Origin of the sequence: Streptomyces sp. NPDC048442 (genome assembly GCF_040651475.1) — a bacterium.
In the GTDB taxonomy this organism is placed as follows: Bacteria; Actinomycetota; Actinomycetes; order Streptomycetales; family Streptomycetaceae; genus Streptomyces.
This window is the reverse complement of the sequence record NZ_JBEZKB010000036.1, coordinates 26841-52430: the sequence shown is the minus strand read 5'-3', so window position 1 is coordinate 52430 and position 25590 is coordinate 26841. Positions and strand designations below refer to the sequence as shown.

Sequence of the window (25590 nt, the reverse complement as noted above, 5' to 3'; positions counted from 1 at the left end):
TCCGAGGTGGGCCACGCCCTGGTGCCAGCGGCCCTTGAGGCGGACCCGGGCGCGCGGGTCGGCGAGGATGTTGCGTACGTACTGCGCCTTCTCGCCGTACTCCGAGACGAACCAGAAGTCCCGCCCGACGAGGCTGCCGCCGAGGGGAGTGCGGCGGGTGTGGCCGGAGGGTGGCCGGAGGGCGTGGCCGGGTGAGGGCCGGGCAGCGATGGCTTGGCAGGTGAGCGGGGCCGGGGTGGTGGCCGTCACCCGACCGGCGGACCCGGGGGTGCGTCGGCGGCCGGGGCGGAGTGTGCTGGGCGGCGGAGCACGCAAGCCCCCGCAGGCCCCCGCACTTCCCCCGCAGGCCCCCGCACGTCCCGCTTACGCAGAGAAGGCACGGTTCCCCGATGGCTGACAAGCCCGCAATCGTCCTGGTGCACGGTTTCTGGGGCGGCGCCGCCCACTGGGCCAAGGTCATCACCGAGCTCCACCGCCGCGGCTTCGACTCGCTGCACGCCGTGGAGAACCCGCTGACCTCCCTCGCCGACGACGCCGAACGCACCCGCAAGATGATCCGGCAGATCGAGGGCCCGGTGACGCTCGTCGGCCACTCCTACGGCGGCGCGGTCATCACCGAGGCCGGTGACCTGCCCAATGTCACCGGCCTGGTCTACATCGCCGCGTTCGCCCCGGACGCGGGCGAGAGCGCCGGCCGGCTCACCGAGGAGCACCCTCCGGCGGCGTTCGCGAGCATCGCGCCGGACTCCGATGGCTATCTGTGGGTCAAGCAGGACAAGTTCCATGAGAGCTTCGCCCAGGACCTGTCGGCGGACGAGGCGCTGGTGATGGCCGTGACGCAGAAGGCGCCGCTGGGCTCGGCGTTCGGCGAGAACGTCACCTCGCCGGCCTGGCGCACCAAGCCCACCTGGTACCAGGTCTCCACCGAGGACCGCATGATCCACCCCGACAACGAGCGCCGCATGGCCAAGCGCATGGAGCCCCGCAAGGTCATCGAACTGGACACCGGCCACGCCTCGTTGGCCTCCCGCCCTGACGCGGTGACCGATCTGATCGAGGAGGCGGCGGGCGCGTAACCCGGCGGGGCCGAGCGCCGTCCCTGTACCCGCGAGGTTGAATCGGCCGGGGAGACCGGCGGCCGAAAGCCGGAGAATTGGAGACCGGTGGCCGGGGAGAGGGCGGTGCTCGATGAAGCTGGTGGTGCAGTGGTTCCGCGAGCATCGCGACGCGTAGCTGCGGAGCTTCCCAAGACCGCGGGTGCTCGGTAGTACGGATCGGTTACAGGTACTCGGACGTGGCACGCGTCCACGGCGCCCACTGCGAGGGGGCGCTCTGCCACTCCCGGCCGCCAGTCAGTGGGTGTACGAAGGCCATCGGCTTCGGCTGGCGCCTGCACGGCAGTTCGGCGGGGTCTTCCCAGTCGGGCATCAGGTCGCGCAGGATGCCGAGGTGTCCTGCGCGGTCCTCGACGCGGAGACCGATGTGCTGCGCCGTGATCACTTGGCGGGCCGCCGTGTCGGAGTCCGATGCGGATGCGGGTGTCGCCGCAGCTCCACGTTCGAGTCGGACACGCACGACATGTCCCGCCCCACCCGCGCCTCCGCCCGCTGCCGGGCCAGCGCCGCGCAGACGTCGCACCCCTCCACCGGGACCGGCTCCAGCAGATCCGGCATCGGCAGCTGGACCGGAGGGTCGGGGTAGGTTCTGGGGTCGGTTCTGGGGTCGCTCATGGTGGGCCGTCCCCTTTCAGGTGCTCGGTGAGAAGCACGTTAGGAGCGGCGGGAGTCCGGCTGCCAGGAAGTTCCAAAGAGTTCCACACACATCACTCCAGCGCGTCCACGGCGGAAGTGATCAGAGCACGGGCATCCGAGCCGTAGACCGCCAGCCGTGACAACTCTCCGAACGCCTTCAGGTACTGCCGGACTTCGGTCGGTGCCGTGACGTTCACACGCGCCGTCAGCAGTTCCGCCTCGGCCTGTATCTCGTCGTAAACGCTGAACGTCTCGATCATCCACATGCGCCGCTCCGTGGCGAACGGGATCACGCCGAGCGCCACGGACGGGAAGGCCATGGCCGACAGCAGGTACCCGAGCTGTCCCGCCATGGTCTCGGCGTCCCCGACCCGGTGTCTGAGTACGGACTCCTCAAGCACCAGGGCGAAGCGATGGTCGCCCGCCCGCACCACTTGCGCGGACCGGTCGAGCCGGGCTTCCACGGCCTCCTCCACATCGTCGGAGATCTCGTGGAACTCGCTGATGGAGCGCAACAGCGCGGAGGCGTAGGCATGGGTCTGGAGTACGCCGGGAACGACGTTCGCACAGTAGGTGCGGAAGACCCGTGTCCGCTCGTAGAGCGGAAGGTAGGACTCCTGGAGCTGCTTCAGACCCGAGCGCTGGACTCGCCGCCACTCCACGTACATATTGTCAGCGGTACGGGCAGCAGCGATCAGGTCAGCGGCTTGACTCTCGGCCCCGCACGCGCGGCACCAGGCCCGGATGTCCTCGACGGACGGGGGAGTTACCGCGTTCTCGATGCGCGAGACCTTGGATTTGTACCAACCTGCGCTGGCAGCAAGGACGTTGCCGGAAACGCCCGCGTCCCTTCGGATCTCGCGGAGTCTGTCGGCCAGGGCTTTGCGGGCAGACTGAGCACTCGATGAAGGAGATGCAGGCATGTACGGAATGATCCGTCAGATTCGATAGTCCTCGTGCGGCGTGGCTCGCTCCCACACAGTCGCGAACGCCGACGCGCACAGCTTCGCCACCTCAGGCCGCTCATCCAGTTCCGGGCCTGCGGATGCACCGTCACCAGTGAAGTGGTTCCACATAACCACGCTGTCGTCGAACAGCCAGAAGTCGTTGCCGGGAAGCGCGATGTCCGATGCCTTGCGTCGAGGCAGCCACCGAACCAACTCGCCCGCCTCGACGTTCTGATAGGTGCACGCATGCTCGTACCCGATGTACTCGCTCACCGGCTCGGAGACGATGCGGGCCCGACGGAACTCGACACCTCGCAGCGTCGCATCGCGCACCCAGGTGTGGAAGTCGCCCCACCAGCTGGCCCGGTCACGGTCGGGGTACCAGCCCGCCCGCCACCGCCCGAACTCCGACGTCTCCTCGCCGATCCCGTACGAGTCGCGCATCTCCAAGTGCACTGCCGAATGGCGGGTGTTGGCCAGCAGCTCAACGAACGCCAAGTCGGTCTGCGACATCACACGCCTCCCTCAGTACGGGCACCATGCGAATGGGCAGCCGCACAACCGCCTCCGTGTCCGGGATGGGCCCGGTGCTACGGCACTGCGCCAACAGCTCCGCCCCGGCCTTCCAGCCCTGGACCACGATCTCTTCCGCTTCGTCGTCCACCCAGGCCGTGGGGCACTGAGTCCCGTTGGTGTTCGGGTCCTTCGCAATGAACTGCAGCGCCATGGCGATTGCCGCCTCTCACGGGTTCCGAGTAGTTCCACGAGCGTCCCGCTTGCGACTGGCCAGCACAAGAGGGCGTCACACGCGCGAGGGCCGGACCGCATCGTCACGGAAGTGGCTCAGGAGGGCCGCGAGGGCGGTGGGAGCGGGGGCGAGGATGTGGGTCGGGTCTTCGCTTTCACGGAGGAGCAACCCGCGCCCCTCGCAGGCGAGTTCTATACAGTCGCCGCCCTCCGTACCGTTGGAGAACTTCGACTTCTGCCACTGGGTCATGCGCTAGATCTCCTTTGCCAAACGGTAAATGAGGTTCCGTGAGCTGCTGGGGTCCAGCGCGACCGACGCGACCTTCCGGAAGATCGATCGCAGCGCCCCAAGTTGCGCGGGCGCATCTACCCAGACCGCCCCGCTCACGGTGTCCATGCACACCGTGTCCAAAGCGGCCACGACCCCACCCGCATACTTCATCGTCGTGCCCGCACCCGCAAAGCCGTCCACGTCGAACGGGATGACGCGCACAGCCACATTGGGCTTCTCCGAGCAGGTCAGAATGGTTTCCAGTTGGGCACGAGCCGTGCGCCTGTCGGCGACGCGTGTACGCAACACGGCTTCGTGCAGCACCGCTTCGTACGGCACCGGCTCGACGCGGTCGAGCACCGATGCGCGCTGCATCCGATGCGCCACCCTCGGGTCCAGTTCACTACCGGGCAGCTCCGGCTGCCAGTAGGCGAAGACGGCTCGCGCATATTCCTCGGTCTGAAGCAGCCCCGGCACATGCCCGGTGCCCACCTCCCGAATGAAGCGGGCGTGGTGCTCCAGCTCCGACAAGTCAAGGAAGGCCGTGGGCAGGACGCCGCGGTACTCCTCCCACCACCCCCGCGCGCGGTCCGTCGCCATCGCGACAAGTGCATCAATCAACTCCGGGTCGGAGCAGGCGTAGTGCGCGGCCAGCCGCCGGACTCGTTCTTCGCTGACTCCGGCATTGCCCGCCTCGATCTGGCTCACCTGCGCCGGGTTCGAGCCGAGAAGGCCCGCCACTTCCCGGCCCGTCAGGCCTGCGGCCTCCCGCAGTTTGCGCAGCTCAGCCCCCAAGCGAACCTGGCGAGCAGTCGGCTGGGTCCTCGCCGGCATGCGATCTCCACTTCTCCAACAGCTTTGCGAACGCCCGGGGTTGAGTACCCCTTTCGGGGGTCAGATTACGCGAACGGCTTGCGACGGCTAAATGTTTCGCCCTACGGTCTGTAATGCGTCGCACACACAGCGATCCCGGGATCCCGGAAGCGCACCGCCCCGCCATGCCATGACGGCCGCGCCAATGCCACCGCCCAAGGATCGCCTCTCACCTCAACTCGCCTAATCCAACAGGGAGTTAGCCATGCCGCGATCCGACGTGGACCCGTACCTCACCGAGAACTGGGAGTACTCGCTCTACATCCCGCACGACCCTCGCGCCGTCACCGTCAGTCGCCACACCCTGCGCCTGATCCTCGCCCTGCACGGGCTGGCGTACCTCTCCGACCTGGCCGAGCTCCTCGCCACCGAGCTCATCGGCAACGCCGTCCGCCACACCAAGGGCCCCGCCGCCCTCCGCGTCCGCCGCACCGGCAACATCCTGCGCATCGGCGCCTGGGACGCTGACCCCACCCCACCCGCTCCCCCGCTCCGTACCGCCACCGAGGACGCCGAAGAGGGACGCGGGCTGGCACTCGTACGCACCTGCTCGGACGAGTGGGGCTGGCATCCGCTGACCAGCACCGGCGACGGCGGCAAGTACGTGTGGTGCGAGCTGGCGGCTGCGGCTTGAACGCGCCCGCCCCCGGGGCCGCCGACCGCCTCGCCGTATTGAAGGCGACCGCAGAAGCCCTCGCGGCGGAGGGCAGCGACGGCGCCGTCTACTTCTCGGAGCTGGTGGAGGTCGGTCTCATCGGCTCTTCCACCCGGGCCTACTGGAGGCAACTCATGGACAACAGCACCTTCTTCCCCGGGCGGGGCACCTACCGGGAGACTGCCTACCTTGAAGGCAAAGCCGCCGGCAAGGCCACGAGTGTCCTGCGTGTCCTCGACCTCCGTCAGGTGCCGCTCACCGAGGACGACCGCGCCCGCATCACCGCCTGTACCGACCTCGCCGTGCTCGACCAGTGGGTGGACCTCGCCGTGACCCTCACCGACGTGGCCGACCTGTGGGCTGCGGCAGTCAGCTCGGACGGTGGCCCCCGGAGCTGACGGAACGCACGCGCGCCGGGCGCGACGGAATCTCTTCCGTCGCGCCCGGCGCGTGGGTGCAGGTGCGCTGCGTGGTGCCTACTTCGGCAGCCACGCCTTCCACGTCGACTCGTTGTCCGCGATCCACTTCTCCGCCGCCGCCTCGGGCGACAGTTTCTGGTCGGCAATCATCAGGGAGACCGCGTTCTGCTGCTCCGCGTTCCACTTGAAGTTCTTGAGGAACTGGGCCGCCTTGCCGCCCTTCTTCGCGAAGTTGGCGTTCATGTACTTCGCCAGCGGGGTGGTCGGGTATTCGCAGTCGATCTTCTCCGGGGCCTTCGCCGCGCACTCGTCCGAGTACTTGGGGAGCTTCACCTCGACCATCGGGACCTGCTCGAACAGCCACTGCGGCTTGTACCAGTAGGTGAGGAAGGGTTTTTTGTCCTTGGCGAAGCGCTGGATCTGGGTGATCTGCGCGGCTTCGGAGCCCGAGAAGACGACCTGGTAGTTGAGTTTGAGGTTGTCGACCAGGGCCTTGTCGTTGGTGACGTAGGACGGGGAGCCGTCGAGGAGTTGGCCCTTGCCGCCGCTCTCGGCCGTCTTGAACTGGTCGGCGTACTTGTTGAGGTTGCGCCAGTCCTTGATGTCCGGGTGCTTGTCCGCGAAGTACTTCGGGACCCACCAGCCGATGTGGCCGATGACGCCGACCTCGCCCGCCGGGACGATGGTTTTCTTGTCCTTGACGTAGCGGGCTTCCTGGTCGGGGTGGCCCCAGTCCTCCATGATCATGTCGACGCGGCCCTGGCTGAGGGCGTCCCAGGCGGGGACCTCGTCGACCTGGACCGTGTCGACGCGGTAGCCGAGTTCGCGTTCGAGGAGGAGTTTGGCGACCGCTACGTCCGCTTGAGCGCCGACCCACGACTGGACGGAGAGGGTGACGGTCTTCGCGCCCTCCGCGTTTGCGTACGGGGACGCCTGCTGCGTCATGTCGGCCGCCCCGCAGCCGGTGAGGACCAGGGCGGACAGGCCCAATGCGGTTGCCTTGATTCCGGTACGGCGATTCATCACGCGTCCTCCTTGCGGGCTGCGCGCGACGGCTGCGTCACCCGGTCGAGCATCAGGCCCAGGCATACGATCGCGGCGCCCGCCTTGAGGCCGGTGGCCAGGTCGCCCTGGGCCAGGCCGAAGACGACGTCGTAACCGAGTGCGCCACCGCCGACCAGTCCGCCGATGATGACCACCGCGAGGACCAGGACGACGCCCTGGTTGACGGCGAGGAGCAAGGACGGCCTGGCGAGCGGGAGTTGGACCTGGCGGAGCTGCTGGCCGCTGGTGGCGCCGAGCGAGCGGGCCGATTCCATCGCGGCCGGGCTGACCTGCTGGAGGCCCTGCGTGGTGATGCGTACGACGGCAGGGAGGGCGTAGACCACGGCCGCCGCGGCTGCTGGGGCGCGGCCGACGCCGAAGAGGGCGACGACCGGGATCAGGTAGACGAACTGCGGCATCGTCTGCATCACGTCCAGGGCCGGGCGCAGGATGCGTTCCAGGCGGCCGCTGCGGGAGGCGGCGATGCCGATCGCGAAGCCGATGACCAGGGTGACGGCGACGGCCGCGAGGACCTGGGAGAGCGTGTCCATGGACGGCTTCCAGATGCCCAGGACGCCGATCCCGGCCATCGCGAGTACAGCAGTGAGCGCCGACTTCCAGGTGCCGATCAGCCAGGCCAGGGCGGCGACCAGGAGCAGTACCGCGTACCAGGGCAGGGACGTGAGGCCCGAGCGGACCGGGTCGAGGATCCACGACGTGAAGTGGGCCGCCCAGTCGGCGGTGCCGCCGATGACGGGCACCCCGGAGTAGAGGTGGTCGGTCATCCAGCCGACGGCCGTGTTGACGGTCGGGGCGATCTCGACCGACCACGAGGCGGGCCACAGGAGCCCGCCGGCCAGGCGGGTCGCGACGGCGACCGCCGCGACGACGGCCAGGCCGATGAGTGCGGGGGTCCAGGAGCGGCCGTGTTCACGGCTCCCCGAGCCCGCTGCGGCGGTCACCCGGTCGAGGACGATCGCCATCAGGACGATGGGGAGTCCGGCGGCCAGCGCCTGGCCGACGTCCACCGACGCGAGCGCCTGGTACACGCGGTCGCCGAGACCCGCGGCGCCGATGACGGACGCGATGACGGCCATGGACAGCGCCATCATGATCGTCTGGTTGAGGCCGAGCAGGATCTCCTTGCGGGCGAGGGGGATCCTGGCCGTCAGCAGGCGCTGGCGGGCCGTGGCACCCAGGGACTCGACCGCTTCGAGTACGCCCTTGTCCGCGCCGCGCAGACCGAGCGCGGTGAGACGGGCCATCGGCGGGGCCGCGTACACGACGGTCGCCAGGACGGCGGCCGGGACGCCGATGCCGAAGATCAGGACGACGGGCAGCAGGTACGCGAAGGCCGGGAGCACCTGCATGGTGTCCAGGACGGGGCGCAGCGCCCGGAACGTACGGTCCGAGAGCCCGGCGGCGAGGCCGAGCAGTCCGCCGAGGGCCACGGACGCGGCGACGGCCACCGCCATCAGCGCGAGCGTCTGCATCGTCGGCACCCACATGCCGAGCAGGCCACAGGTGGCGAGCGCGGCGAGAGTCCCGACGGCGAGCTTCACGCCTGCGGCGCGCCAGGCGATCAGCGCGGCGAGGACGGTGGTGCCGGCCCAGCCGAGGGCGAGGAGGACCAGGTAGACGGCGCGGACGGAGAGGACGACCGCGTTGGAGATGTGGCCGAAGAAGTACAGGAAGAGCGGGTGGCCGTCGCGGTTGTCGATGATCCAGTCGCTGACCTTGCCGAGGGGCTCGGTCACGTCGACGGTCAGGGCGGCGGGCCAGCTGCCGGACGCCCAGCGGGCGTGGGCGAGGGGGATGAGGATCGCGGCGGCGAGGAGGAGGGCGGCGAGCTTGAGGAGGGAGGGGTGGCGGGTGAGGGTGGTTCGCCAACCGGTCCTCTGGTCGAGGGGCTTGGGGGCGGCGGAGGTGGTGACGGCGGTCATGCGGTCACCTCGCCGGTGGGGCGGGGGTGAGCCGGGCGGGGGTGAGCCGGGCGGGAGTGGGCCGAGGCCGGGGAGCGGAGCTCCGCGTGGGGGGCCGCCCCCTTGCCCGCCCGTTCCGCCCCCGGGGGGCGGCCCCGCCGCCCAAGGGGGCTGGGGCGGCGGCCCGGCCGCCCAAGGGGGCTGGGGTGGTGGTGCGGCGTACTCGCGTACCTCATCAGGCGGTCACCGCCACGGCGGCAGGAGTACCTGCGACCACGCCCAGCAGGCATGCCCGGTCGACGACGCCCAGGAGGCGGCCGTCGGACATAACGCGGGCGGTCGGTTCGCCCGTGCGGACCAGGGCTTCGATGGCGTCCGAGACGGGGGCCTCCGGGGCCACGGCCGGGCCGGACTCCGCGTCGCCCGGCTCCGGGGCCCGCATCGCGGAGGCCACCGTGAGGACCTGCTCGCGCGGGACGTCGCGGACGAAGTCCCGTACGTAGTCGTCGGCCGGCGAGCCGACTATCTCCTCCGGGGTGCCGAGCTGGACTATCTCGCCGTCGCGCATCAGCGCGATGCGGTCGCCCAGGCGCAGCGCCTCGTTGAGGTCGTGCGTGATGAAGACCATCGTGCGGCCCTCCTCCTCGTGGAGGCGGATGACCTCTTCCTGCATGTCGCGCCGGATGAGCGGGTCCAGTGCGCTGAACGGCTCGTCGAAGAGCAGCACTTCGGGGTCGACGGCGAGCGCGCGGGCCAGGCCGACGCGCTGCTGCTGGCCGCCGGAGAGCTGGCCGGGGCGGCGGTCCTCAAGGCCGTCGAGGCCGACCTTGGTGATGACCTCGGCGGCCTTGGCGCGGCGTTCGGCCTTGCCCATTCCCTGGACCTCCAGGCCGTACGCGACGTTGTCGAGGACGGTGCGGTGCGGGAGCAGGCCGAAGTGCTGGAAGACCATGGCGGCGCGGTGCCGGCGCAGTTCGCGCAGGCGCGCCTTGTCCATGGAGAGGACGTCCTCGCCGTCGATGGCGAGGCTGCCGGAGGTCGGCTCGATGAGCCGGGTCAGGCAGCGTACGAGCGTGGACTTGCCGGAGCCGGAGAGGCCCATCACGACAAAGACCTCGCCCTTGCGGACGTCGAAGGACACGTCGCGCACGGCGGCCGTGCAGCCGGTGCGGGCGCGCAGTTCGGGGACGGACAGGCCGGTGAGGTCCTTGTCTCCGGGGATCTTGTCGGCCTTGGGGCCGAAGACCTTCCAGAGGTTCTTCACGGAGAAGACGGGCTCGTTGCTGTCGGCAGCAATGTCGGGCGTCGTACTCATTACGCGGCACCTCCGGGAAGGGTCGGTTGCACAAGCAGCTCGGCGCACTTCTCTCCGACCATCAGGACCCCGATCATCGGGTTGACGGCGGGCATCGTCGGGAAGACGGACGCGTCGGCGATGCGAATCCCGTCGAGTCCCTTGATCTTCAAGTCCGGTGTCACGACGGCCAGTTCGTCGTCGGCGGCACCCATTTTGCAAGTACCCGCCGGGTGGTACACCGTGTGCGCGACCTTGCGCGCGTACTCGCTGATGTCCTCGTCGGAGGTGACCTCGGGTCCTGGGCACACCTCGCGCTTCAGCCAGCCGGAGAGCGGGGCCGCCTTCGCGATCTCGCGGGCGGTCTTGATGCCGTCGACGAGGGTGCGGCCGTCGTAGTCGTCCTCGTCGGTGAAGTACCGGAAGTCGAGGGCGGGCTTCACGGCCGGGTCGGCGCTGGTGAGGTAGAGCCGGCCGCGGCTGCGCGGCTTGGGGATGTTCGGGGTCATCGACACGCCGTGCGCGGGGCGCTCGTAGCCGAGGCGCTCCGGGTTGTCGGTGAACGGGATTTGGTAGAAGTGGAACATCAGGTCCGGGCCCGCGTGCTCCGGGTCGCGCTTCACGAACAGACCCGCGTCGGAGTCCATCGCCGAGTTCTCGGGGATCGGCCCGTTCGTCTCCCAGACGATGACCGACTCGGGGTGGTCGAGGAGGTTCTCGCCGACGCCGGGGAGGTCGACGGCGACGGGTATGCCGAGCGCTTCGAGGTCGGCGGCCGGGCCGATGCCGGTGTGCATGAGCAGGCGGGGAGTGTCCACCGCGCCCGCGCAGACGAGGACTTCGCGGGTGGCCCGTACGAGGACCTCCTCGCCGTCCTTCGTACGGACGTGGACGCCGCGGGCGCGGGTGCCTTCGAGCTCCAGCTTGTGCGCCCAGGTCTCCAGCAGGATGTGGAGGTTGGGGCGGTCGAGGAACGGGTGCAGGTACGCGACCGAGGCGGAGGACCGCTTGTTGTTCTCGGGGTGGTAGGCGAGGTCGAAGAAGCCGACGCCGTCCTCGAAGGGCTTCTGGTTGAAGCCTTCGACGCGCGGGACGCCGAGGGCCCTCTGCGCGGCGTCGACGAAGTCGCGGGCGATGGCGTTCCGGTCCTTTTCGTCGACCGGGACGATGTTGTTGCGCAGCTTGGAGAAGTACGGGGCCATGGCGCCGGCACCCCAGCCCTCGGCCCCGTTCGCCTCCCACTCGTCCCAGTCGGACGGCAGCGGCTTGAACGCGATGAGGGTGTTGTGCGAGGAGCAGCCGCCGAGTACGCGGGCCCTGCTGTGCCGGATGTGCGAGTTGCCGCGCGGCTGCTCGACCGTGGGGTAGTCGTAGTCGAGGTCACCGCCGAGGAGGCCCATCCAGCGGCGGAGGGTGAGGACGTCGGGGCGGTCGACGTCCGTGGGGCCGCCCTCGATGACGGCGACGCGGACGGAGGGGTCCTCGGTGAGACGGGAGGCGATCACCGAGCCGGCGGTGCCGCCGCCGATGACGACGTAGTCGTACTCGTGGGTGGTCTCGGGCATGGAAGCTGCTCCTCTTCTGGCGGAAGGTGCTGCGCGTAAGGGGGGTTGGGGCCGGGGGGCGGTCGCGGGGCGCTGAGCGGTGTCGGGTGCGGGCGGTCGCGGAGGGGGCGTGCTCCGCGTGGGGGCCGCCCCCTTGCCCACCCGTCCCGCCCCCGGGGGGCGGCCCCGCTGCCCAAGGAGGCTAGGGGTCGGCGGCGTCAGCCGCCCAAGGCGGATCGGGGCTGAGGGGCAGGCAGTTAGGGGCGCGGGGAACTGCGCGGCCAGCCACGACGCACCCGCACGGAGAAAACCCCGCCCGGCCGGGCAACCCCAGGGGTCAGCCGCTAACCGCTAGCCCGCGAACCAGCGGACCGGTTGGGGGGCCAGGTTCTGGTAGATGTGCTTGGACTCGCGGTATTCGGCGAGACCCGCCGGACCGAGCTCGCGGCCGATGCCGGACTTGCCGAAGCCGCCCCACTCCGCCTGCGGAAGGTACGGGTGGAAGTCGTTGATCCAGACCGTCCCGTGCCGCAGCTTCGCCGCCACCCTGCGCGCACGGCCGGCGTCGGCGGACCAGACGCCGCCCGCGAGGCCGTACTCGGTGTCGTTGGCGAGGGCTATCGCCTCGGCCTCGGTGGTGAAGGTCTCCACGGTGAGGATCGGCCCGAAGGTCTCCTCACGGACGACGCGCATCTCGCGGTGGCAGCCGTCGAGGACGGTCGGGCGGTAGAAGTAGCCCTCGTAGCCGGGGCCTTCGGGCCGCTTGCCGCCGGCGCGCACGACCGCACCCTCTTCGAGGGCGGCCGCGACGTAGTACTCGGTCTTCTCCAACTGCTGTGCGGAGACCAGCGGTCCGCACTCCACGCCCTTCTCCGTACCGCGGCCGATCCGGATCTTCTCGGCGCGGCGCGCGAGTTCGGCGACGAAGCGCTCGCTGACCGACTCCTCGACGATGAGGCGCGAACCGGCGGAGCAGACCTGGCCGCTGTGGATGAACGCGGCGTTCAGGGCCTGGTCGACGGCCGTGTCGAAGCCTTCTTCGGTGGCGCAGGCGTCGGCGAAGACGACGTTGGGGTTCTTGCCGCCCAGCTCCAGCGCGACCTTCTTGACCGTCTCGGCGGCCGCCTGCATCACCTTCGTACCGCTGAGCAGGCCACCGGTGAAGGAGACCAGGTCGACGTCGGGGTGCTCGGCCATGCGCGCGCCGACGGAGGCGCCGGGTCCTGTCACGATGTTGGCGACGCCGGCCGGCAGGCCCGCCTCGACGAGCAGCGCGATGATCGCGACGGTCGTCATGGGGGTGATCTCGCTGGGCTTGACCACGAAGGTGTTGCCCGCGGCGAGCGCCGGAGCGATCTTCCAACTCGCCTGCAGCAGCGGGTAGTTCCACGGTGTGATCAGCGCGCACACGCCAACCGGCTCGTGCACGACGACGCTGTGGATCTCGGGCGAGCCCGCGTCGACGACGCGACCGCCGCTCTCGTTCATGACGAGGTCCGCGAAGTAGCGGAAGGCGTCGGTGACGCAGTCGATGTCGACGCGGCCCTCCTCGACGGTCTTGCCCGCGTCCTGCGCCTCCAGCCGGCCCAGCTCCTCGCGGTCCCGCTGGAGCAGGTCGGCCACCCGGCGCAGCAGGGCGGCGCGCTCGGCGGTCGGGGTCAGCGGCCAGGCGCCCTGCCCGCCCGCGAAGGCCTCACTCGCCGCTGCGACGGCGGCGTCGACGTCCTGGACGCCACCCTCGGCGACCACGGCGAACGGCTTCGCGTCCGCGGGGTCGAGGATGTCGCGCGTGGCGCCGGACATGGCTGCCTGCCACTCCCCGCCCACATGGATGGTCTTTTCAGCCGACACGTCGTTTTCGCCTTCCGTCACTTCCGGTACCGGTCTGGTCACTGGTCCGGTACCGAGGGTCCTGCCAGCAGAACTGGCGGCTGGACCCCTCCCCCAGGGGGCGGAAAGCATGCCGTTTACATGGCTGAAAGTGCCATGAGTCACTTACAGAGGGGACATAAGACCTGATCCTGCCCGATATGCCCTGACGGGTCATGACGACTCCCGGCGGGTTCCCGGCGGGCCCCCGGCCCGTTCCCGGTGGCTCCCGGCCGGTTCCCGGCGGCTCCCCGCGGGTTCCCGGTGGCTCCTGGCCGGTTCCCGCAGGTTTTCGCCGTCCCCGCCGGTCAGCGCGCCGGGGCCTCCGCGGCTTCCTTGGTCAGTTTCAGCGCGGCGGCCAGGCTCAGCGCGGGCTCGGACTTGCGCAGCGCCCTGATGGCGACGACCGAGTCCGCCCGGACCTCGACGCCCGCCGCCTCGATGCGCTCCCGGGCCCAGCGGCCGCGCAGCTCGACCTCCGTACGGGCCGGGGCCGCCTCGACGAGAGCGAGGGCACGGGCGAGACCGGGGCGTTCGGTGTCGTCGGCGGCGTCGAGCGCGCGCCGCAGGGTGTCGACGATCTCGTCGCGGTCGCTGAGTCCGATGACCTGGAGTTCGCGCTTGGTGAAGATGCCGGACATGGGGGCCTCCAATGGTTCGTCCGCCCGTACGTCCTACGAGCGTGCGGGAATCATCTCGCGGCGGCACGGTAGTTGATCAAGATCTGAGGTACGGGGCGGCGGGCGCACCGAGGGGACCCGGACGGCCCCTGACGCCCCTGATGCCCCCGATGCCTCTGACGGCCCCGGCTGACCCCGGATCAGTCCTCGGCGGGCTTGAAGTGCTGCAGGGCGGTGCCCAGGACCACCCGCTGCCGGGGCCACTCGCCGGCCGGGCCGACCACCGCGAAGGCGTACCGCTTCCCGTCCGGCGCGGGGAACACCCGCTGGATGAAGGTGAGCCGCTGTCCGGTGCGGGTGCTGTCGTACGAGTAGACGAGTTCGGCGGCGCCCCGGGTGGTGGGGTGCAGGGCCCGGAGTTCGAAGCCGGGCAGGTTCCGGTGGGTGGCGACGGTGACGCGCAGGGCCCGGGTCGCGCTCATCCTGCTCTCGGCGAGCGGCCAGAACTGGAGGAAGCGTGTGTACGGGGCCTTGGGCGACCGGTAGTACACGGAGGCCGCGCGGTCGCGCCGCCAGCCGGTGGGGACGGCGAGGGTGGCCCCGGAGGGGTCCCGTACCACCGCGAAGTCGGGCGGGAGGGTGGGGGCGGTAGCGGGGATCGCGGTCGGCGAACCGGCAGCAGGAGGAGGGTACTTGGTGGGCGCGGCGGGCTTCCGGGCCGTCGGCGAGGCCGAGGCCGAGGGTGGCGACACCGCCCGTTCCTCGCCCGGATCCCTGACGAGCCACCCCGTCCCGACCCCGAGCACCAGACCGCCCGCCACCATGAGCACCCCGAGCGGCGTCGGCCGGAACCTGCTCCGGGCCCTTCCCGTACTGAACGGTGAGCGGGGGTGCGGCTGTTGCCCACCCTCCTCGTCGTACACCGGTACCGACACCCGGCCCCCTCCGCAGTAACTCCCGTACGAACGGAGGGACATCGTAGGACCGGGTGCCGCATCAGACCAGGTCGTCGTCACCACCGGCGGGAGTCAGGGGGTCTGGGTGCCGGGCAGGGCGAAGTGCCTCAGGGCCTGGTCCAGTGACTGGTACGGGGACGGCCACTCGTTGGCCGGCGCGCCGGCGAGGAAGGCGTACTGCTGGCCGTCGTCGGCGCGGAACACCCGCTCCACGAACTGCATCCGCCGCCCCACCTCGGGACTGTCGTACGCGTAGATCATCTCGGCGGCCTCGGCGAATGAGTAGTCGGGCAGGTCTCGCTGCGCGACCCGCCTGAAGCCGGGTCTGTGCATGTTGTCGGTGAGGGTGACGGTGAGGGCGTACTGCGAGGTGATGTTCTCCTCAAGGAGCGGCCAGAACTGGAGGAAGTGCCTCCCCTTGGGGCCCTTGGGCTCCTCGGGCGGGCGGTAGAAGACGACCGTCGGCGTCTCCTCCGAGCGCTGCCAGCCGTCGGGCACGGCGAGGGTGATGCCCGACGTGTCCTGGGTCACGGCGAAACCTTTGGCGACTTCGGAGGGACGGTCGCTCGCGACGGTGGGCACGGCGCTGTCGCCCTCGTCGTGGGTTTCCGTCTCCGCCGGGGGAAGCGGCGAGGCACTGGGCGAGGGGGAGACGTGCGGCGAACCGGCGGACACGGCAGGCGACTCGCCCTGGTCCCGTTGCAGGAACCAGGCCGTGCCCCCGCCCACCAGCAGGGCGAACACCACCACGAGGGCACCGACCGGGGTGACCCGCACCCGTGGACGGCCTCCGCCCGGCGGCGGCGTGGGCGGCTGCGGAGCCGCTCGCCCCGGCGGCGGAGAGGGCAGCGTCGGCGGGACCAGCGGGGGCTGCGGCGAGCGGTCCGCCGAGGGCTCACGGTACGGCTCGCGGGAGGGTGCGCGATACGGCTCGCGGGAGGGCTCGCGATACGGCCCCCGCCCGCCGGAAGCCCGCCCGCCGGAAGGAGGCGCGGGCGGTGGCACGGGCGGCGGTGGCGCCGGCGGTGGTGTCTCCCGTGGCGGTGTGCGGCGCGGGCCGTGCGGTCCTGCGGTGTCCCAGCTCTGTGTCTCCTCGTTCCAGAACGAGTCGTCGGCTCCGCCTCTGGCGGCCACCGGTCAGCCCCCCAGCACCCCGACCGCCTGCCCGACGGCCGCACCGGATGCGAGCATCGCGGTCACGCCCTCGGCGGTGGTCAGTGCCGTGCGCAGTCTGGCGAGCCGGGAGGGGGCGGCTGCGCCCGTGCCGGTGATGTCGTCCTCGGTGGCGGCGAGTTCGGCATCGAGCACGGCGGTGGTCTCCGTACGCAGACAACGCGTGAGGTCGATCCTCAAGTTCCTTACGGCGAGAAGAAGTTCCGCCTGCTGTTCGTCGCGCGGGGCGACCGCGGTACGCCCGTGGTGTTCGTTGCGTACGTCGTTGTGGTCGCCGACCGCGAACGCGCTGTCCGAGACCGGGCCGACGTTCACCACTCGCCCGGACCCCGCGCCCGCATCGTCATCCCGTGCCTGTCGCCGTGCCACGGCCGCCTCCCCCTTGGTTGTTGAGCGTGTTGTGGTCGCCCTGGGCGATGGCGCTGCTGTTCACCGGGCCGAAGAAGTTCGCCTGGTTGAAAACACTGTTGACCTGCTGCACGAACTCGGCCGTGTCCCAGCCCGCCGCGTACAGCTCGGCCTTCACCCCGCCCGCCACCCGGTCCTCGATGGACTTGAGGTAGCGGCTGAAGTCCATCTGCTGGAAGAGCGACGCGTCCACGTCGGATCCCAACTCCCGTACGGACAGGGCGGGTCCGTCCGGCATCGCCCCGCCGTAGCCCCCGGCCAGCAGCTTCCAGGTGCTGACCACGCTCCGTACGAGAGTGACCAGCGCCTGCCCCGGCGAGGCGGGCGTGCGCGCGAGCGCCCAGGCGGCCTTGCCGAACCAGCTGTTGTGCCGGTACTGGTGCGCGAGCCGGTCCGCCGCCTGGAACAGCGGCCGCACCGGCAGCAGTACGTGCGGGGCGACCTCCAGCATCAGCATCCCGCCCTGGGTGTGCACCCGTACGAAGACGGTCGTGACGATCTCCTCGCTCCAGCCGCCCACCCTGATCCGCAGGAAGTGCCGCCGCGGCTCGCCGCCCTCCTCGATCGCGTTCACCCGGTGCCACGCGACCCGGTCCGCCTCGTACGGCGCCGCCTCGCGCCGCGACAGGCCGGTGACCGGTAGGAACACGCACTCGTCGAGCTGGAGCTCGCGCAGCCGGTCGCGTACGGCGGCGGCCCGCACCGGGTCCCCGGAAGGGACGCGCAGGGTTTCGAGGAGGGGGACGATGCGGCGCAGTACCGCCGCGTTGGTGATCGGCTCGGGCGGTTCCTTGCGGTCCGCGCGCGGCTTCAGCTCGACGGCGAGGGCCCACGGGCGGAAGGAGAGTCCGGCCCCGCAGAACGGGTCGCCGGACCTGTACATGATCAGTGGCGAGCGCTGTTCGGTGCGGATCCGGTCCCGCAGCCGCTCGAAGCGCAGCCCGGACAGTTCGTCGGCCGGGTCCGCCGACCGGTTCGCGAACTGCCGCACCGACAGCTCGTGCGTCAGCACCCGGGCGAACTGCCCGCGCTGGAGCCCCACTCCGACGGCGATCACCGCGAACAGGACGAGGGTGATCCACGCCTGGCCGGACGCGTCCGCCGTCACCGTGGGCACCGACGCCGCGTCCGGCAGCAGCGTGCCCGGACCCGGAACGCCCACGCCGCCGAAACCGCCGGACACATCGGGCACGTCGGACCCGTCGTCCGAGAACGCAACCAGGAGGAGGGAGAGCAGGAGCACGGCCAGCGCGATCCGCCCGTACAGCCGGACCAGGAAGGCGGCGGCCAGCCGGACCCACGGCGGGTTTTCCTCCCGCCCCCTGATCCACCCGGCGATCGTGAGCGTGAAGCACGAGACGAGCAGCAGCAGGAACATCGGCCCGGCCAGCGCCACCGCCAGCACCCACAGCGCCAACATTCCGAAGGCCCAGGCCAGTTCGGCCCGGCGGGCCCGCAGCGCGTGGGCGAGGACGCGGGTCGCGTCGATGCCGTACGAGGGGGCGGCGATGCGCTCCTCGTGGACGTACAGCTCGTCGATCACGGCGTCGCGGTACGCGCTGTCGAGGTAGGACCCTGCGCAGAGCAGTCGGCAGGCCTCGCTGGCGGCCGGGTCTACGGGCCGTCTGCCGGAGGTTTGGGGTGGCACCACGTTTGTGGTCACCGGTGGTCCCTGGCTTCCCGTGGAAGTGCTTTGAGAGGACAGCCATCGTAGAGCGGCGGGGGCCCGCACAGTAACCCCGTACGACCCCAACTACGCCGTCTCTACGCCTGCCCCGCCCCTGCTCGCCCCTACTCCAGGTCGTCGGCGGGCTCGTCCTTCACCATCAGGCTCGCCACCCACAGCGGCATCATCCAGTGCAGCACGAAGACACCGGCGAGCAGCGGGGCTACGTACGCCCGGGTCAGCTGTCCGTCCGTGCACAGCGCGGCCAGCCACAGACCGGCCGCAGCCCCCAGGATCAGCGCACCCGTCATCTTGTGCGCGATCGAGCGCGAGCGCTCGCGCTCCCTCAGCTGCCGCTCGTCCAGCACCCGGCGGCGCAGCTCGAAGACGCCGCGGGTGGCGCTGTTGAGGATGCCGGTGGTGATGACGTACGGCAGGAGGAGGGCCAGCAGCGCGAAGGCGGCCCACAGCTGGTCGTGGGTGTACAGCAGCACCATCAGGGCGACTTCGGTAACGGTCAGTACGACGTGGGTGGCGACGGCGGCCCTGCGGCGAGCGGCGGTGGCGTGCAGCACGCGCGTCTTCGGATTGTTCATCAGGGCGTACATGCGCCGGTCGTACCCGGTCACCGTGGCGTTCGCGTTCATGGCTGTGCCTTCCTGCCGTAGATCTCTTGCGTGAGCGAACCGAAGGGTTCCAGGGAGAACAGCGCCTCCACCGGGAGCTCGAAGTACGCGGCGACCCTCAGCGCCAGGTCGAGGCTGGGGTTGTACTGCCCGCGCTCGATGTAGCCGATGGTCTGGTAGTGGACGCCCACTGCCTCCGCGAGGGCCTGCCGCGACACTTTTCGCTCGGCTCTCACCACGGCCATTCTGTTGTGCACCTGCTCGCTCATGTATAAGAAGTACTACATCTGGCAGCAGGTGCACAACACTCCGGGCAAGCAAAAGCCCCCCGGCAGTGGAACTGCCGAGGGGCTTTGTGCGGGTATGCCTAGATCAGGCCGAGCTCGCGCACCGCGTCGCGCTCTTCCTTCAGCTCCTGCACCGACGCGTCGATGCGCGTGCGGGAGAAGTCGTTGATCTCCAGGCCCTGGACGATCTCGTACTTGCCGTCCTTGCAGGTGACCGGGAAGGACGAGATGAGGCCCTCGGGGACGCCGTAGGAGCCGTCCGACGGGATGCCCATCGAGGTCCAGTCGCCGGCGGCCGTGCCGTTGACCCAGGTGTGGACGTGGTCGATGGCGGCGTTGGCGGCCGAGGCGGCCGAGGACGCGCCACGGGCCTCGATGATCGCGGCGCCGCGCTTGGCGACGGTCGGGATGAAGGTGTCGGCCAGCCACTTCTCGTCGCCCACGACCTCGGCGGCGTTCTTGCCTGCGACCTCGGCGTGGAAGATGTCCGGGTACTGGGTGGCCGAGTGGTTGCCCCAGATCGTGAGCTTCTTCAGCTCGGAGACCGGCGTGCCGGTCTTCTTCGAGAGCTGCGAGAGCGCGCGGTTGTGGTCCAGGCGGGTCATCGCGGTGAAGCGCTCGGCCGGTACGTCCGGGGCCGCGGCCTGCGCGATGAGCGCGTTGGTGTTCGCCGGGTTGCCGACGACGAGCACGCGGATGTCGTCCGCGGCGTTGTCGTTGATGGCCTTGCCCTGCGGCTTGAAGATGCCGCCGTTGGCGGAGAGCAGGTCGCCGCGCTCCATGCCCTTCGTACGGGGGCGGGCGCCGACGAGCAGCGCGACGTTGGCGCCGTCGAAGCCGACGTTCGGGTCGTCGGTGATCTCGATGCCCTGGAGCAGCGGGAAGGCGCAGTCGTCGAGCTCCATGGCGGTGCCCTCAGCGGCCTTCAGGCCCTGCGGGATCTCCAGAAGACGCAGCTTGACCGGCACGTCCTGGCCGAGCAGGTGACCGGATGCGATGCGGAAGAGCAGCGCGTAGCCGATCTGTCCGGCCGCGCCGGTGACGGTGACATTCACGGGAGTGCGGGTCATGGCGATCTCCGTAAGGCAAGCGAAGTGGCGGGGGTCCCTGCCCCTTGTGTGCGGGATATCTCGATGTGGAGAGATGTCCGCCCGTCAGGCTATCGCGCCCGGGGCGGACCCGGCTCCCGGGTCCGTGTAAGACGGCGCACACCGGCCGCCGACCGGGTGCGTCCGGAGCCCGGACACGCCGACGGCCGCCCGCGCGGAGGGGGGAATAGCGCGAACGGCCGTCTCGGGCTGGCGTACACCCGTGGGGGGATGACATCCGCCTGCCCCGAAGAGCGGCGGCCATGCCCCGTACTTCTGAAATTCTTTCGCGCGGGTCCTGCACGGGTCCTGCGCGGGTCCCGTGCGGGCCCCGCGCCGGCTCCACTACTCGGGGATCGTGCAGCCCTTCTTGCCGGACTTCAGCGTCGCGCAGGCCTTCGCCTCGTCCGCCGTGGCCGCCTCGACCATCTTGGTGTACGCGTCGGTGGCCGCGCCGACCACACTCTTCTGGCCGGCCGCCGAGGTGTCCGAGGAGACGGTCACCTTGTCGCCGGAACCCGCACCGGTGATACGGGCCCAGGCCGCACCGCAGGTCTTGCTGTAGCGGACCTCGATGGCGGCAGTACCGACCTTTCCGCGGGCGGACGTGGTGGCGAGCTCGCCGCCGCAGCCCATCGCCTCCGGGTCCTTGCCCTCGCACGCCTTGCCGCTGCACTTGACCCCGGCGGGGAGCTTGGGCGCGGTGGACTTGGACTGCGAGGTGGCCGGAGTCTTGCCCGCCTCCGGGTCCTTCTCGTCGCCGCCGGTCAGCAGGACCGCGGCGACGATCACCAGGAGCGCGCCGACGACGCCCGCCAGGAACATCGTCAGCTTGCGCCGCTGACGCTGCCGGTCCGGCGCCGAGTTCGGCGGCGGCGGGCCGGGGCGCGGCGTCTCGGGCGCCGACGGGCGGCTGTTGTAGCTGTGGCCCTGGTTGAAGCCGCGCTCGAAGTCGTTGGCGTAGTCCCGCTCGTGCTCGGAACGGCCCGTCGAGGCAAGACCCGTCGCGGGCAGACCCGTCGCGGGGCGACCGGAAGCCGGGCGGACAGGCGAGGACGGGCCCTGGCCGGCGCGCGGCTTGGTCAGCTCGCTCGGGATCTTCAGATTGGTGGTCATGTCGAACGCGTCGTTGCTCGCGGGCCTGGCGGCACGCCGCTGCTGACCGGTGTCGGTCAGCTCCGGGTTCGTACCGCGGGACGGGCCGGAAGCGGAACCGGGACGCGAGGTGGAACCAGGACGCGAGGCGGAGCCGGGGCGAGACGGCGGGGCGGCGCTGCTCTGCTTGCCCGCCTTCCCCCCGTTCTTCGCCGCGGGCTGCCCGAACTCGCCCAGCGCGGCACGCGCCTGGGAGATCCGGATGGCCTCCATCGTCATGTCATGGCGCATCTCGGAACGGCTCCAGGCACGCTCCGCGAGCTCCCACATGGTGGTGAGGTGAACGGGATTGGTCCCGGTCACCTCGGACAGCGCGACAACCGCGCCCTTGGGTGCGAGCAGCCGCCCATTGAGATAGCGATCCCAGGACGTCTTGCTGTACCCGGTGCGGTCCGCGACGGCCGCGACGCTCAGGCCGCTGCGGTCCACGAGCCTGCGCAACTGGTTCGCGAACTCCCTGACCTGCGGGTCAAGTCCCTCCGGCAGCGCTTTCCAACGAGGCATTGCTTCCCCCTTGTCCCCCCGTACGTTCCTGATGTGCCCCGCGCTCTTTCCTGCCCCCTGCCCATACCCCCGTGGCTCCTGCCTTTTCAGAGCCGGCGTACCCAGAGGGATGCGCAGAGCCAGGATGTCAGTTCCTGGGGCGGGAGCGCACGGGGGCGATTCGGAACTCCGGCGCACCCCATTGCGCGCCTCCGTACCCATCGCCCGTACCAGTGTCCCATCGTTGCTGTGTGCGGATTGCCGGAGCCCTGACCTTCGGCCCAGTGCGCCCGTTATGTCCACACAAGTCCGCGCTTCCGATGGATTTCACCGGCTTGGCGCGAAACAAGATCTTTCAGGTGATCCACGACGGGGCACCGCAGCCCAAGACGGCACCCAACACCGGAATAGTTCCTTCCAGTTGTGCCTCTCGATCACTTGTCGAAGCATTCGGGAGCGCCGCCCGCCGCGGGCTCCAGACAGGCCCGCACCCCGGCCGGATCCCGCGGGGCGAGCATCGGCGTGACGACCCAGCCTGTGGCATCCCCCACATCGAGCGCCTCCGCCTTCATCACCTTTGTTCCGCTTTCCCCGTTTCCTCCACCTGCTTCGCCCTCGCTCTCCCCCTCGTCCTCCAGCGCCGGGTACAGCGCCACCTTGTCGCCCACCTTGAGGAAGGACGCCCGTACCCACACCGACCGGCAGACGCTGCTGTACCGGATCTCCAGCCGCTGGCCGCCGCGCGCGTAACGGTCCACCAGCGAGGTCGCCGCCCCCGACTGACCGCACCCCATCCCCTTGGGCGTACGCCCCTCGCACCGCACCCCGAGGCAGCCCGCCTCCGCCGTGACGCCGGTCGGCAGCGGCGACAGACCGGTACCGCCCGCGGGCCCGGCGCCGGGCCCGGGGCCGCCGGGGATCTGGGCGCCGAGCGTGGCGAAGCCGACCACCACCACCGCTGCCGCGCCCGCCAGCGCACCGGCCGCGATGAGGGCGTACGGCCGCCACGTCCCCCGCCGTTGCGGTACGTGCGCGGAGGCGGCGGCCGGACCCGTCGGCGGGTCGGACGCGGCCGCAGGCGTCCACGCGCCCGCGGCCCTCCGCTCGCCGCCGCCGGGCCCGGACCGGCCGCTCCAGGCCGCTTCGGCCAGTTCCCACAGGGCGAGCAGCCGGGCGGCCGGTTCGTCCGCGACCGCGCACAGCGCCTCGACCGCCTGCCGGGGCACCGGCTTCTTGCTGTTGAGATAGCGCTCCCAGGACGACTTGCTGTACGGGGTACGTTCCGCCAGGGCGGCCAGACTCAGCCCGGTGCGCTCCTTCAACTCCCTCAGTTCCTGCGCGAGATGGGCACACTCCCCGCCCACCCCCTGCTGCTCGCGCTCGCCGCCTCCTTCGCTCATCGGCGCAGCTCCCGCCAGGTGTCCTCGCCGACCAGCCCGTCCACGACCAGCCGCTGCTGCTTCTGCTGCCGCTGGAACGCCTCCACCGCCTCCTTCGTCCGCGTCCCGTACAGCCCGTCGACCACCCCCGGGTCGAATCCGTGCTGCCGGAGCAGGCACTGCGCCTCGACCACGTCCCTGCCCTGGGTGTTGAGCATCAGCAGCGCGTCCCGGCTGACGCTGTGCCCGGCATGGCGCAGACCGTCCTTACGCCCGGCCACGCAGGGGTACGTACGTCCCTCCGCGTACGTGTAGGCGCCGGTGTCCGGTGCCGACCCGTCACCGGACACCGTCCGGGCGAGCACGTACCCGGCGGCGAAGGCGACCAACAGCGCGAGCGCGGCGGCGCCGCACACCGCCGGGCCGACCCGCAGCGTGCGCGGGCGCCGCCCGGCATCCTGCTGCGGTACGGCCTCCCCGGCCTCCCCGGCCTCCCCGGCCCCACCGACCTCGCTTGTCCCGCCGTCCGTCCGCCCCCGGTCGCGGTCGCGGGCCGCGACGTCGTACAGCACCAGCAGTCTCGTCGGGTCGCTCCCGCAGACCCTGGCCAGCTCCTCGACCGCTTCCCTCGGGGGCGGTGTGCGACCGTTGAGGTAGCGCTCCCAGGAGGAGCGGCTGCTGGTGGTCCTGCCCTCCAGCGCGGCCAGGCTGAGACCGCTGTGGTCCTTCAACCGCCGGAGCTGGACGATCAGTTGACAGTCCCGCTCCCCCAGTTCCGCCGGCAGTGTCTTCCAACGCGACATGTTCCACCCCGTACGCGCTTGTGCTTCTCCGGAGCGCGGCCCCGGACCCCCGACCCGGGACAGTCCTACCCCCGGCAGTCCCCACTCATGATGCGAAGGGCCGTCGCGGGGGTTCCCGGTTCGCGCCCGGTTCCCTCTCCACGGGTGTCTTCCGGCCAGTCGGTGGCGTCCCGCACCGTCCCACGACGACGTCCTGGGACGGTGCGTCCCCGCAGCTCGGAGGGTGGGACGTCCCACGCTGTCCCCGCCTTGCGGAGCGCTCTGGCGGCGACCGGAAGTCGCACCGCACAGTCGTTGTCGTACAGCACCGCGAGAACTCGTACAGCGCAGCGGGAACTCGAACAGCGCTAGCGGGAACTCGTACAGCAACGGGGAGGAACCACCATGCAGCTCTCTCAGAAGCGCGGCATCGCACTCGCCACCGCGACCCTGTCCGTCGGCGGACTGTTCGCCGTCGGAGCGGCTCCGGGCGCGGCAGCCGCACCGGCCAGGACGCAGTCCGCCGCCCAGCCGGCCGTCCAGTCGTCGTCCGTGCAGTCCGCGGGCGTCAACGCGGCGGCCCGCTGCAACTGGCCGTACGTCTGCTTCTACCGGGGCGGCAGCTTCAGGGCCGCCTACAAGGACCGGGGCTACCAGGGGCTCGGCCCGGGCGGCCGCTCCGCCAACCACGTCATCAACACCCGCCGCGACGACGGCGCCCGGATCTACCTCCAGCGCCTCAACGGCAGCGGCAGGCACTGGGAGTGCGCCCGTCCGGGCCGCTCGTACACCATCAAGTCGGGCTGGCGTCCGTACGCGATCAACATCCGCAACAGCCCGAGCTGCCGCTAGGAACCACCCATGACGCACCGGTGGCCCGGCCTCTCCTCAGGGGGAGAGGCCGGGCCACCGGTGTGTGCGCAAGTGCCGTGCGTCAGCGGACTGTGAAGCGGACCGCCGATTCCAGGAACGGGATGGTCAGCCAGGCGTGCGGCTGCGTCATCAGCGCCAGCAGCGTGATGGACAGGCCGAGGGCGCCGTACGTCACGATGTCGGTGAAGCGGGAGCGGACCGCGAGCATCCCGACCGACGGCAGCACCCAGCGCAGCACCGCGCCAGTGAGCATCGCCAGCCCGATCAGGATCGTGCCGAGCCGGAACCCGATGTCGAACGCGTCGAACGCGACCAGCAGCAGCCCGATCCCGGTCGCCCCCAGGACGGTGAGCAGCGGCCACTGCCGGGCGGGGGCCGGAGCGTCCCCGGCGGCTGCCCGGCCGCCGCCCTCGGGACGGGCGGTGTCCCGGGTGAAGAGGGGGAAGCGACGGGTGGTGCGGACGGGGCCGTCGGGACCTGGCGCGCTGACGACGCCCTTGGCCCGGGGCTCCGTGTCCACGACGGTGTCCGCAGCCTTGTCCGCAGACGTGCCCGTGGCCGCGGCCGTATCCGCAGACGTGGCCGCAGACATGGCTGTGTCTGCGGCCGCACCGGGCGCCTCGGCGGCGGGCGTGACGGCCTCCTCGGTCGCACCGCCCGCGTCGGTGCCGTCCGAGTCCGCACCGCTCGCGTCCGTGCGGTCGTCCGCTGCCTTGCCGCCCATGGGCTCGCTCCCTCTTCCCGTACTGTTCCGGTCT

Annotated in this window: 27 protein-coding genes and 2 pseudogenes; 4 read left to right on the top strand and 25 right to left on the bottom strand. The window is 70.8% G+C overall.

The window, feature by feature from the left end; genetic code table 11:
- Nucleotides 1-3: 3 nt before the first annotated feature.
- A pseudogene (locus AB0D18_RS36165) lies at nt 4-168 on the bottom strand (nitroreductase/quinone reductase family protein); the annotation flags it as partial.
- A gap of 221 nt (nt 169-389) precedes the next feature.
- Here AB0D18_RS36165 and AB0D18_RS36160 point away from each other — a divergent pair.
- On the top strand, nt 390-1076 hold the full coding sequence (locus tag AB0D18_RS36160) for an alpha/beta hydrolase (RefSeq protein WP_362428755.1): 687 nt from the start codon (nt 390-392) through the stop codon (nt 1074-1076).
- Nucleotides 1077-1278: 202 nt separating this feature from the next.
- On the opposite strand, the gene AB0D18_RS36155 is transcribed toward AB0D18_RS36160, so the two are convergent.
- The 7 genes and pseudogenes from AB0D18_RS36155 to AB0D18_RS36125 all read right to left on the bottom strand — a co-directional run bounded on the left by AB0D18_RS36155 (nt 1279) and on the right by AB0D18_RS36125 (nt 4550).
- Entirely contained in the window at nt 1279-1500 is a 222-nt protein-coding gene (locus AB0D18_RS36155; RefSeq protein ID WP_362428752.1) for a hypothetical protein, read from the bottom strand.
- Nucleotides 1497-1730: a hypothetical protein gene (locus AB0D18_RS36150; RefSeq protein WP_362428749.1), complete on the bottom strand. Its 234-nt coding sequence runs from the start codon at nt 1728-1730 to the stop codon at nt 1497-1499. The genes AB0D18_RS36155 and AB0D18_RS36150 overlap by 4 nt, the downstream gene beginning before the upstream one ends.
- A 92-nt stretch (nt 1731-1822) precedes the next feature.
- Nucleotides 1823-2413, bottom strand: coding sequence for a DUF5753 domain-containing protein (locus tag AB0D18_RS36145; RefSeq protein ID WP_362428875.1), 591 nt, complete (start codon nt 2411-2413; stop codon nt 1823-1825).
- A 60-nt stretch (nt 2414-2473) separates the two neighbouring features.
- Nucleotides 2474-2674, bottom strand: a pseudogene (locus tag AB0D18_RS36140) (helix-turn-helix transcriptional regulator); the annotation flags it as partial.
- Nucleotides 2675-2689: 15 nt separating this feature from the next.
- Nucleotides 2690-3211 (bottom strand): DUF6879 family protein, encoded by a 522-nt coding sequence (locus tag AB0D18_RS36135; protein WP_362428746.1) that lies wholly within the window; start codon nt 3209-3211, stop codon nt 2690-2692.
- A 289-nt stretch (nt 3212-3500) separates the two neighbouring features.
- A complete protein-coding gene (locus tag AB0D18_RS36130) occupies nt 3501-3695 on the bottom strand; it encodes a DUF397 domain-containing protein (protein ID WP_362428743.1) in 195 nt (64 codons plus the stop codon).
- Between the two features lie 3 nt (nt 3696-3698).
- Nucleotides 3699-4550: a helix-turn-helix transcriptional regulator gene (locus AB0D18_RS36125; RefSeq protein ID WP_362428741.1), complete on the bottom strand. Its 852-nt coding sequence runs from the start codon at nt 4548-4550 to the stop codon at nt 3699-3701.
- A gap of 244 nt (nt 4551-4794) precedes the next feature.
- On the opposite strand from AB0D18_RS36125, the gene AB0D18_RS36120 reads away from it, so the two are divergent.
- Together AB0D18_RS36120 and AB0D18_RS36115 are read left to right on the top strand one after the other, a co-directional pair.
- Nucleotides 4795-5223 carry an ATP-binding protein gene (locus AB0D18_RS36120; protein WP_362428738.1) on the top strand — a complete coding sequence of 143 codons (429 nt, stop codon included), beginning with the start codon at nt 4795-4797 and terminating at the stop codon, nt 5221-5223.
- On the top strand, nt 5220-5642 hold the full coding sequence (locus AB0D18_RS36115) for a hypothetical protein (protein ID WP_362428735.1): 423 nt from the start codon (nt 5220-5222) through the stop codon (nt 5640-5642). The genes AB0D18_RS36120 and AB0D18_RS36115 overlap by 4 nt, the downstream gene beginning before the upstream one ends.
- 78 nt (nt 5643-5720) lie before the next feature.
- Here AB0D18_RS36115 and AB0D18_RS36110 read toward each other — a convergent pair whose 3' ends face one another.
- From AB0D18_RS36110 to AB0D18_RS36035, 16 genes are all read right to left on the bottom strand, one after another.
- Nucleotides 5721-6686, bottom strand: a complete 966-nt coding sequence (locus AB0D18_RS36110) for an ABC transporter substrate-binding protein (RefSeq protein WP_362428732.1) — start codon at nt 6684-6686, stop codon at nt 5721-5723.
- Complete coding sequence (locus tag AB0D18_RS36105) at nt 6686-8650, bottom strand: ABC transporter permease subunit (protein ID WP_362428729.1); 1965 nt, start codon at nt 8648-8650, stop codon at nt 6686-6688. Before AB0D18_RS36105 ends, AB0D18_RS36110 begins: the two co-directional genes overlap by 1 nt.
- Before the next feature lie 214 nt (nt 8651-8864).
- Nucleotides 8865-9944, bottom strand: a complete 1080-nt coding sequence (locus AB0D18_RS36100) for a glycine betaine/L-proline ABC transporter ATP-binding protein (RefSeq protein WP_362428726.1) — start codon at nt 9942-9944, stop codon at nt 8865-8867.
- Nucleotides 9944-11488 (bottom strand): GMC oxidoreductase, encoded by a 1545-nt coding sequence (locus AB0D18_RS36095; RefSeq protein WP_362428724.1) that lies wholly within the window; start codon nt 11486-11488, stop codon nt 9944-9946. The genes AB0D18_RS36100 and AB0D18_RS36095 overlap by 1 nt, the downstream gene beginning before the upstream one ends.
- Nucleotides 11489-11818: 330 nt before the next feature.
- Nucleotides 11819-13270 (bottom strand): aldehyde dehydrogenase family protein, encoded by a 1452-nt coding sequence (locus AB0D18_RS36090; protein WP_362428872.1) that lies wholly within the window; start codon nt 13268-13270, stop codon nt 11819-11821.
- A 374-nt stretch (nt 13271-13644) separates the two neighbouring features.
- A complete protein-coding gene (locus tag AB0D18_RS36085; protein ID WP_362428721.1) occupies nt 13645-13977 on the bottom strand; it encodes a hypothetical protein in 333 nt (110 codons plus the stop codon).
- 179 nt (nt 13978-14156) lie between these two features.
- Nucleotides 14157-14891, bottom strand: coding sequence for a hypothetical protein (locus tag AB0D18_RS36080; protein ID WP_362428718.1), 735 nt, complete (start codon nt 14889-14891; stop codon nt 14157-14159).
- Between the two features lie 93 nt (nt 14892-14984).
- The gene (locus AB0D18_RS36075; protein ID WP_362428716.1) at nt 14985-15689 is read right to left on the bottom strand and encodes a hypothetical protein; all 705 of its coding nucleotides are present in this window, start codon (nt 15687-15689) and stop codon (nt 14985-14987) included.
- 360 nt (nt 15690-16049) lie between these two features.
- Nucleotides 16050-16454 (bottom strand): hypothetical protein, encoded by a 405-nt coding sequence (locus tag AB0D18_RS36070; RefSeq protein WP_362428713.1) that lies wholly within the window; start codon nt 16452-16454, stop codon nt 16050-16052.
- On the bottom strand, nt 16429-18156 hold the full coding sequence (locus tag AB0D18_RS36065; protein WP_362428710.1) for a hypothetical protein: 1728 nt from the start codon (nt 18154-18156) through the stop codon (nt 16429-16431). The genes AB0D18_RS36070 and AB0D18_RS36065 overlap by 26 nt, the downstream gene beginning before the upstream one ends.
- Before the next feature lie 128 nt (nt 18157-18284).
- Nucleotides 18285-18806 (bottom strand): hypothetical protein, encoded by a 522-nt coding sequence (locus tag AB0D18_RS36060; protein ID WP_362428707.1) that lies wholly within the window; start codon nt 18804-18806, stop codon nt 18285-18287.
- Entirely contained in the window at nt 18803-19054 is a 252-nt protein-coding gene (locus tag AB0D18_RS36055) for a helix-turn-helix transcriptional regulator (protein ID WP_362428704.1), read from the bottom strand. The genes AB0D18_RS36060 and AB0D18_RS36055 overlap by 4 nt, the downstream gene beginning before the upstream one ends.
- A gap of 98 nt (nt 19055-19152) precedes the next feature.
- Nucleotides 19153-20142, bottom strand: coding sequence for a malate dehydrogenase (locus tag AB0D18_RS36050; protein ID WP_362428701.1), 990 nt, complete (start codon nt 20140-20142; stop codon nt 19153-19155).
- Between the two features lie 363 nt (nt 20143-20505).
- Nucleotides 20506-21819, bottom strand: a complete 1314-nt coding sequence (locus tag AB0D18_RS36045; RefSeq protein ID WP_362428698.1) for a DUF2690 domain-containing protein — start codon at nt 21817-21819, stop codon at nt 20506-20508.
- Nucleotides 21820-22232: 413 nt separating this feature from the next.
- Nucleotides 22233-23198, bottom strand: coding sequence for a helix-turn-helix domain-containing protein (locus AB0D18_RS36040; protein ID WP_362428695.1), 966 nt, complete (start codon nt 23196-23198; stop codon nt 22233-22235).
- Entirely contained in the window at nt 23195-23980 is a 786-nt protein-coding gene (locus tag AB0D18_RS36035; RefSeq protein WP_362428692.1) for a helix-turn-helix domain-containing protein, read from the bottom strand. Before AB0D18_RS36035 ends, AB0D18_RS36040 begins: the two co-directional genes overlap by 4 nt.
- Nucleotides 23981-24364: 384 nt before the next feature.
- Between AB0D18_RS36035 and AB0D18_RS36030 the strand changes: the two genes are divergently transcribed.
- Nucleotides 24365-24811 (top strand): hypothetical protein, encoded by a 447-nt coding sequence (locus AB0D18_RS36030; protein ID WP_362428689.1) that lies wholly within the window; start codon nt 24365-24367, stop codon nt 24809-24811.
- Nucleotides 24812-24893: 82 nt separating this feature from the next.
- Here AB0D18_RS36030 and AB0D18_RS36025 read toward each other — a convergent pair whose 3' ends face one another.
- The gene (locus tag AB0D18_RS36025) at nt 24894-25556 is read right to left on the bottom strand and encodes a DUF3017 domain-containing protein (protein WP_362428687.1); all 663 of its coding nucleotides are present in this window, start codon (nt 25554-25556) and stop codon (nt 24894-24896) included.
- Nucleotides 25557-25590: the final 34 nt, after the last annotated feature.

Excerpts from the sequence above, each read along its gene's own strand:
- AB0D18_RS36160 (WP_362428755.1), top strand. The coding sequence starts at position 390 with ATGGCTGACAAGCCCGCAATCGTCCTGGTGCACGGTTTCTGGGGCGGC.
- AB0D18_RS36150 (WP_362428749.1), bottom strand. The coding sequence starts at position 1,730 with ATGAGCGACCCCAGAACCGACCCCAGAACCTACCCCGACCCTCCGGTC.
- AB0D18_RS36135 (WP_362428746.1), bottom strand. The coding sequence starts at position 3,211 with ATGTCGCAGACCGACTTGGCGTTCGTTGAGCTGCTGGCCAACACCCGC.
- AB0D18_RS36130 (WP_362428743.1), bottom strand. The coding sequence starts at position 3,695 with ATGACCCAGTGGCAGAAGTCGAAGTTCTCCAACGGTACGGAGGGCGGC.
- AB0D18_RS36125 (WP_362428741.1), bottom strand. The coding sequence starts at position 4,550 with ATGCCGGCGAGGACCCAGCCGACTGCTCGCCAGGTTCGCTTGGGGGCT.
- AB0D18_RS36120 (WP_362428738.1), top strand. The coding sequence starts at position 4,795 with ATGCCGCGATCCGACGTGGACCCGTACCTCACCGAGAACTGGGAGTAC.
- AB0D18_RS36110 (WP_362428732.1), bottom strand. The coding sequence starts at position 6,686 with ATGAATCGCCGTACCGGAATCAAGGCAACCGCATTGGGCCTGTCCGCC.
- AB0D18_RS36105 (WP_362428729.1), bottom strand. The coding sequence starts at position 8,650 with ATGACCGCCGTCACCACCTCCGCCGCCCCCAAGCCCCTCGACCAGAGG.
- AB0D18_RS36100 (WP_362428726.1), bottom strand. The coding sequence starts at position 9,944 with ATGAGTACGACGCCCGACATTGCTGCCGACAGCAACGAGCCCGTCTTC.
- AB0D18_RS36095 (WP_362428724.1), bottom strand. The coding sequence starts at position 11,488 with ATGCCCGAGACCACCCACGAGTACGACTACGTCGTCATCGGCGGCGGC.
- AB0D18_RS36090 (WP_362428872.1), bottom strand. The coding sequence starts at position 13,270 with ATGTCCGGCGCCACGCGCGACATCCTCGACCCCGCGGACGCGAAGCCG.
- AB0D18_RS36085 (WP_362428721.1), bottom strand. The coding sequence starts at position 13,977 with ATGTCCGGCATCTTCACCAAGCGCGAACTCCAGGTCATCGGACTCAGC.
- AB0D18_RS36060 (WP_362428707.1), bottom strand. The coding sequence starts at position 18,806 with ATGAACGCGAACGCCACGGTGACCGGGTACGACCGGCGCATGTACGCC.
- AB0D18_RS36055 (WP_362428704.1), bottom strand. The coding sequence starts at position 19,054 with ATGAGCGAGCAGGTGCACAACAGAATGGCCGTGGTGAGAGCCGAGCGA.
- AB0D18_RS36050 (WP_362428701.1), bottom strand. The coding sequence starts at position 20,142 with ATGACCCGCACTCCCGTGAATGTCACCGTCACCGGCGCGGCCGGACAG.
- AB0D18_RS36045 (WP_362428698.1), bottom strand. The coding sequence starts at position 21,819 with ATGCCTCGTTGGAAAGCGCTGCCGGAGGGACTTGACCCGCAGGTCAGG.
- AB0D18_RS36040 (WP_362428695.1), bottom strand. The coding sequence starts at position 23,198 with ATGAGCGAAGGAGGCGGCGAGCGCGAGCAGCAGGGGGTGGGCGGGGAG.
- AB0D18_RS36035 (WP_362428692.1), bottom strand. The coding sequence starts at position 23,980 with ATGTCGCGTTGGAAGACACTGCCGGCGGAACTGGGGGAGCGGGACTGT.
- AB0D18_RS36030 (WP_362428689.1), top strand. The coding sequence starts at position 24,365 with ATGCAGCTCTCTCAGAAGCGCGGCATCGCACTCGCCACCGCGACCCTG.
- AB0D18_RS36025 (WP_362428687.1), bottom strand. The coding sequence starts at position 25,556 with ATGGGCGGCAAGGCAGCGGACGACCGCACGGACGCGAGCGGTGCGGAC.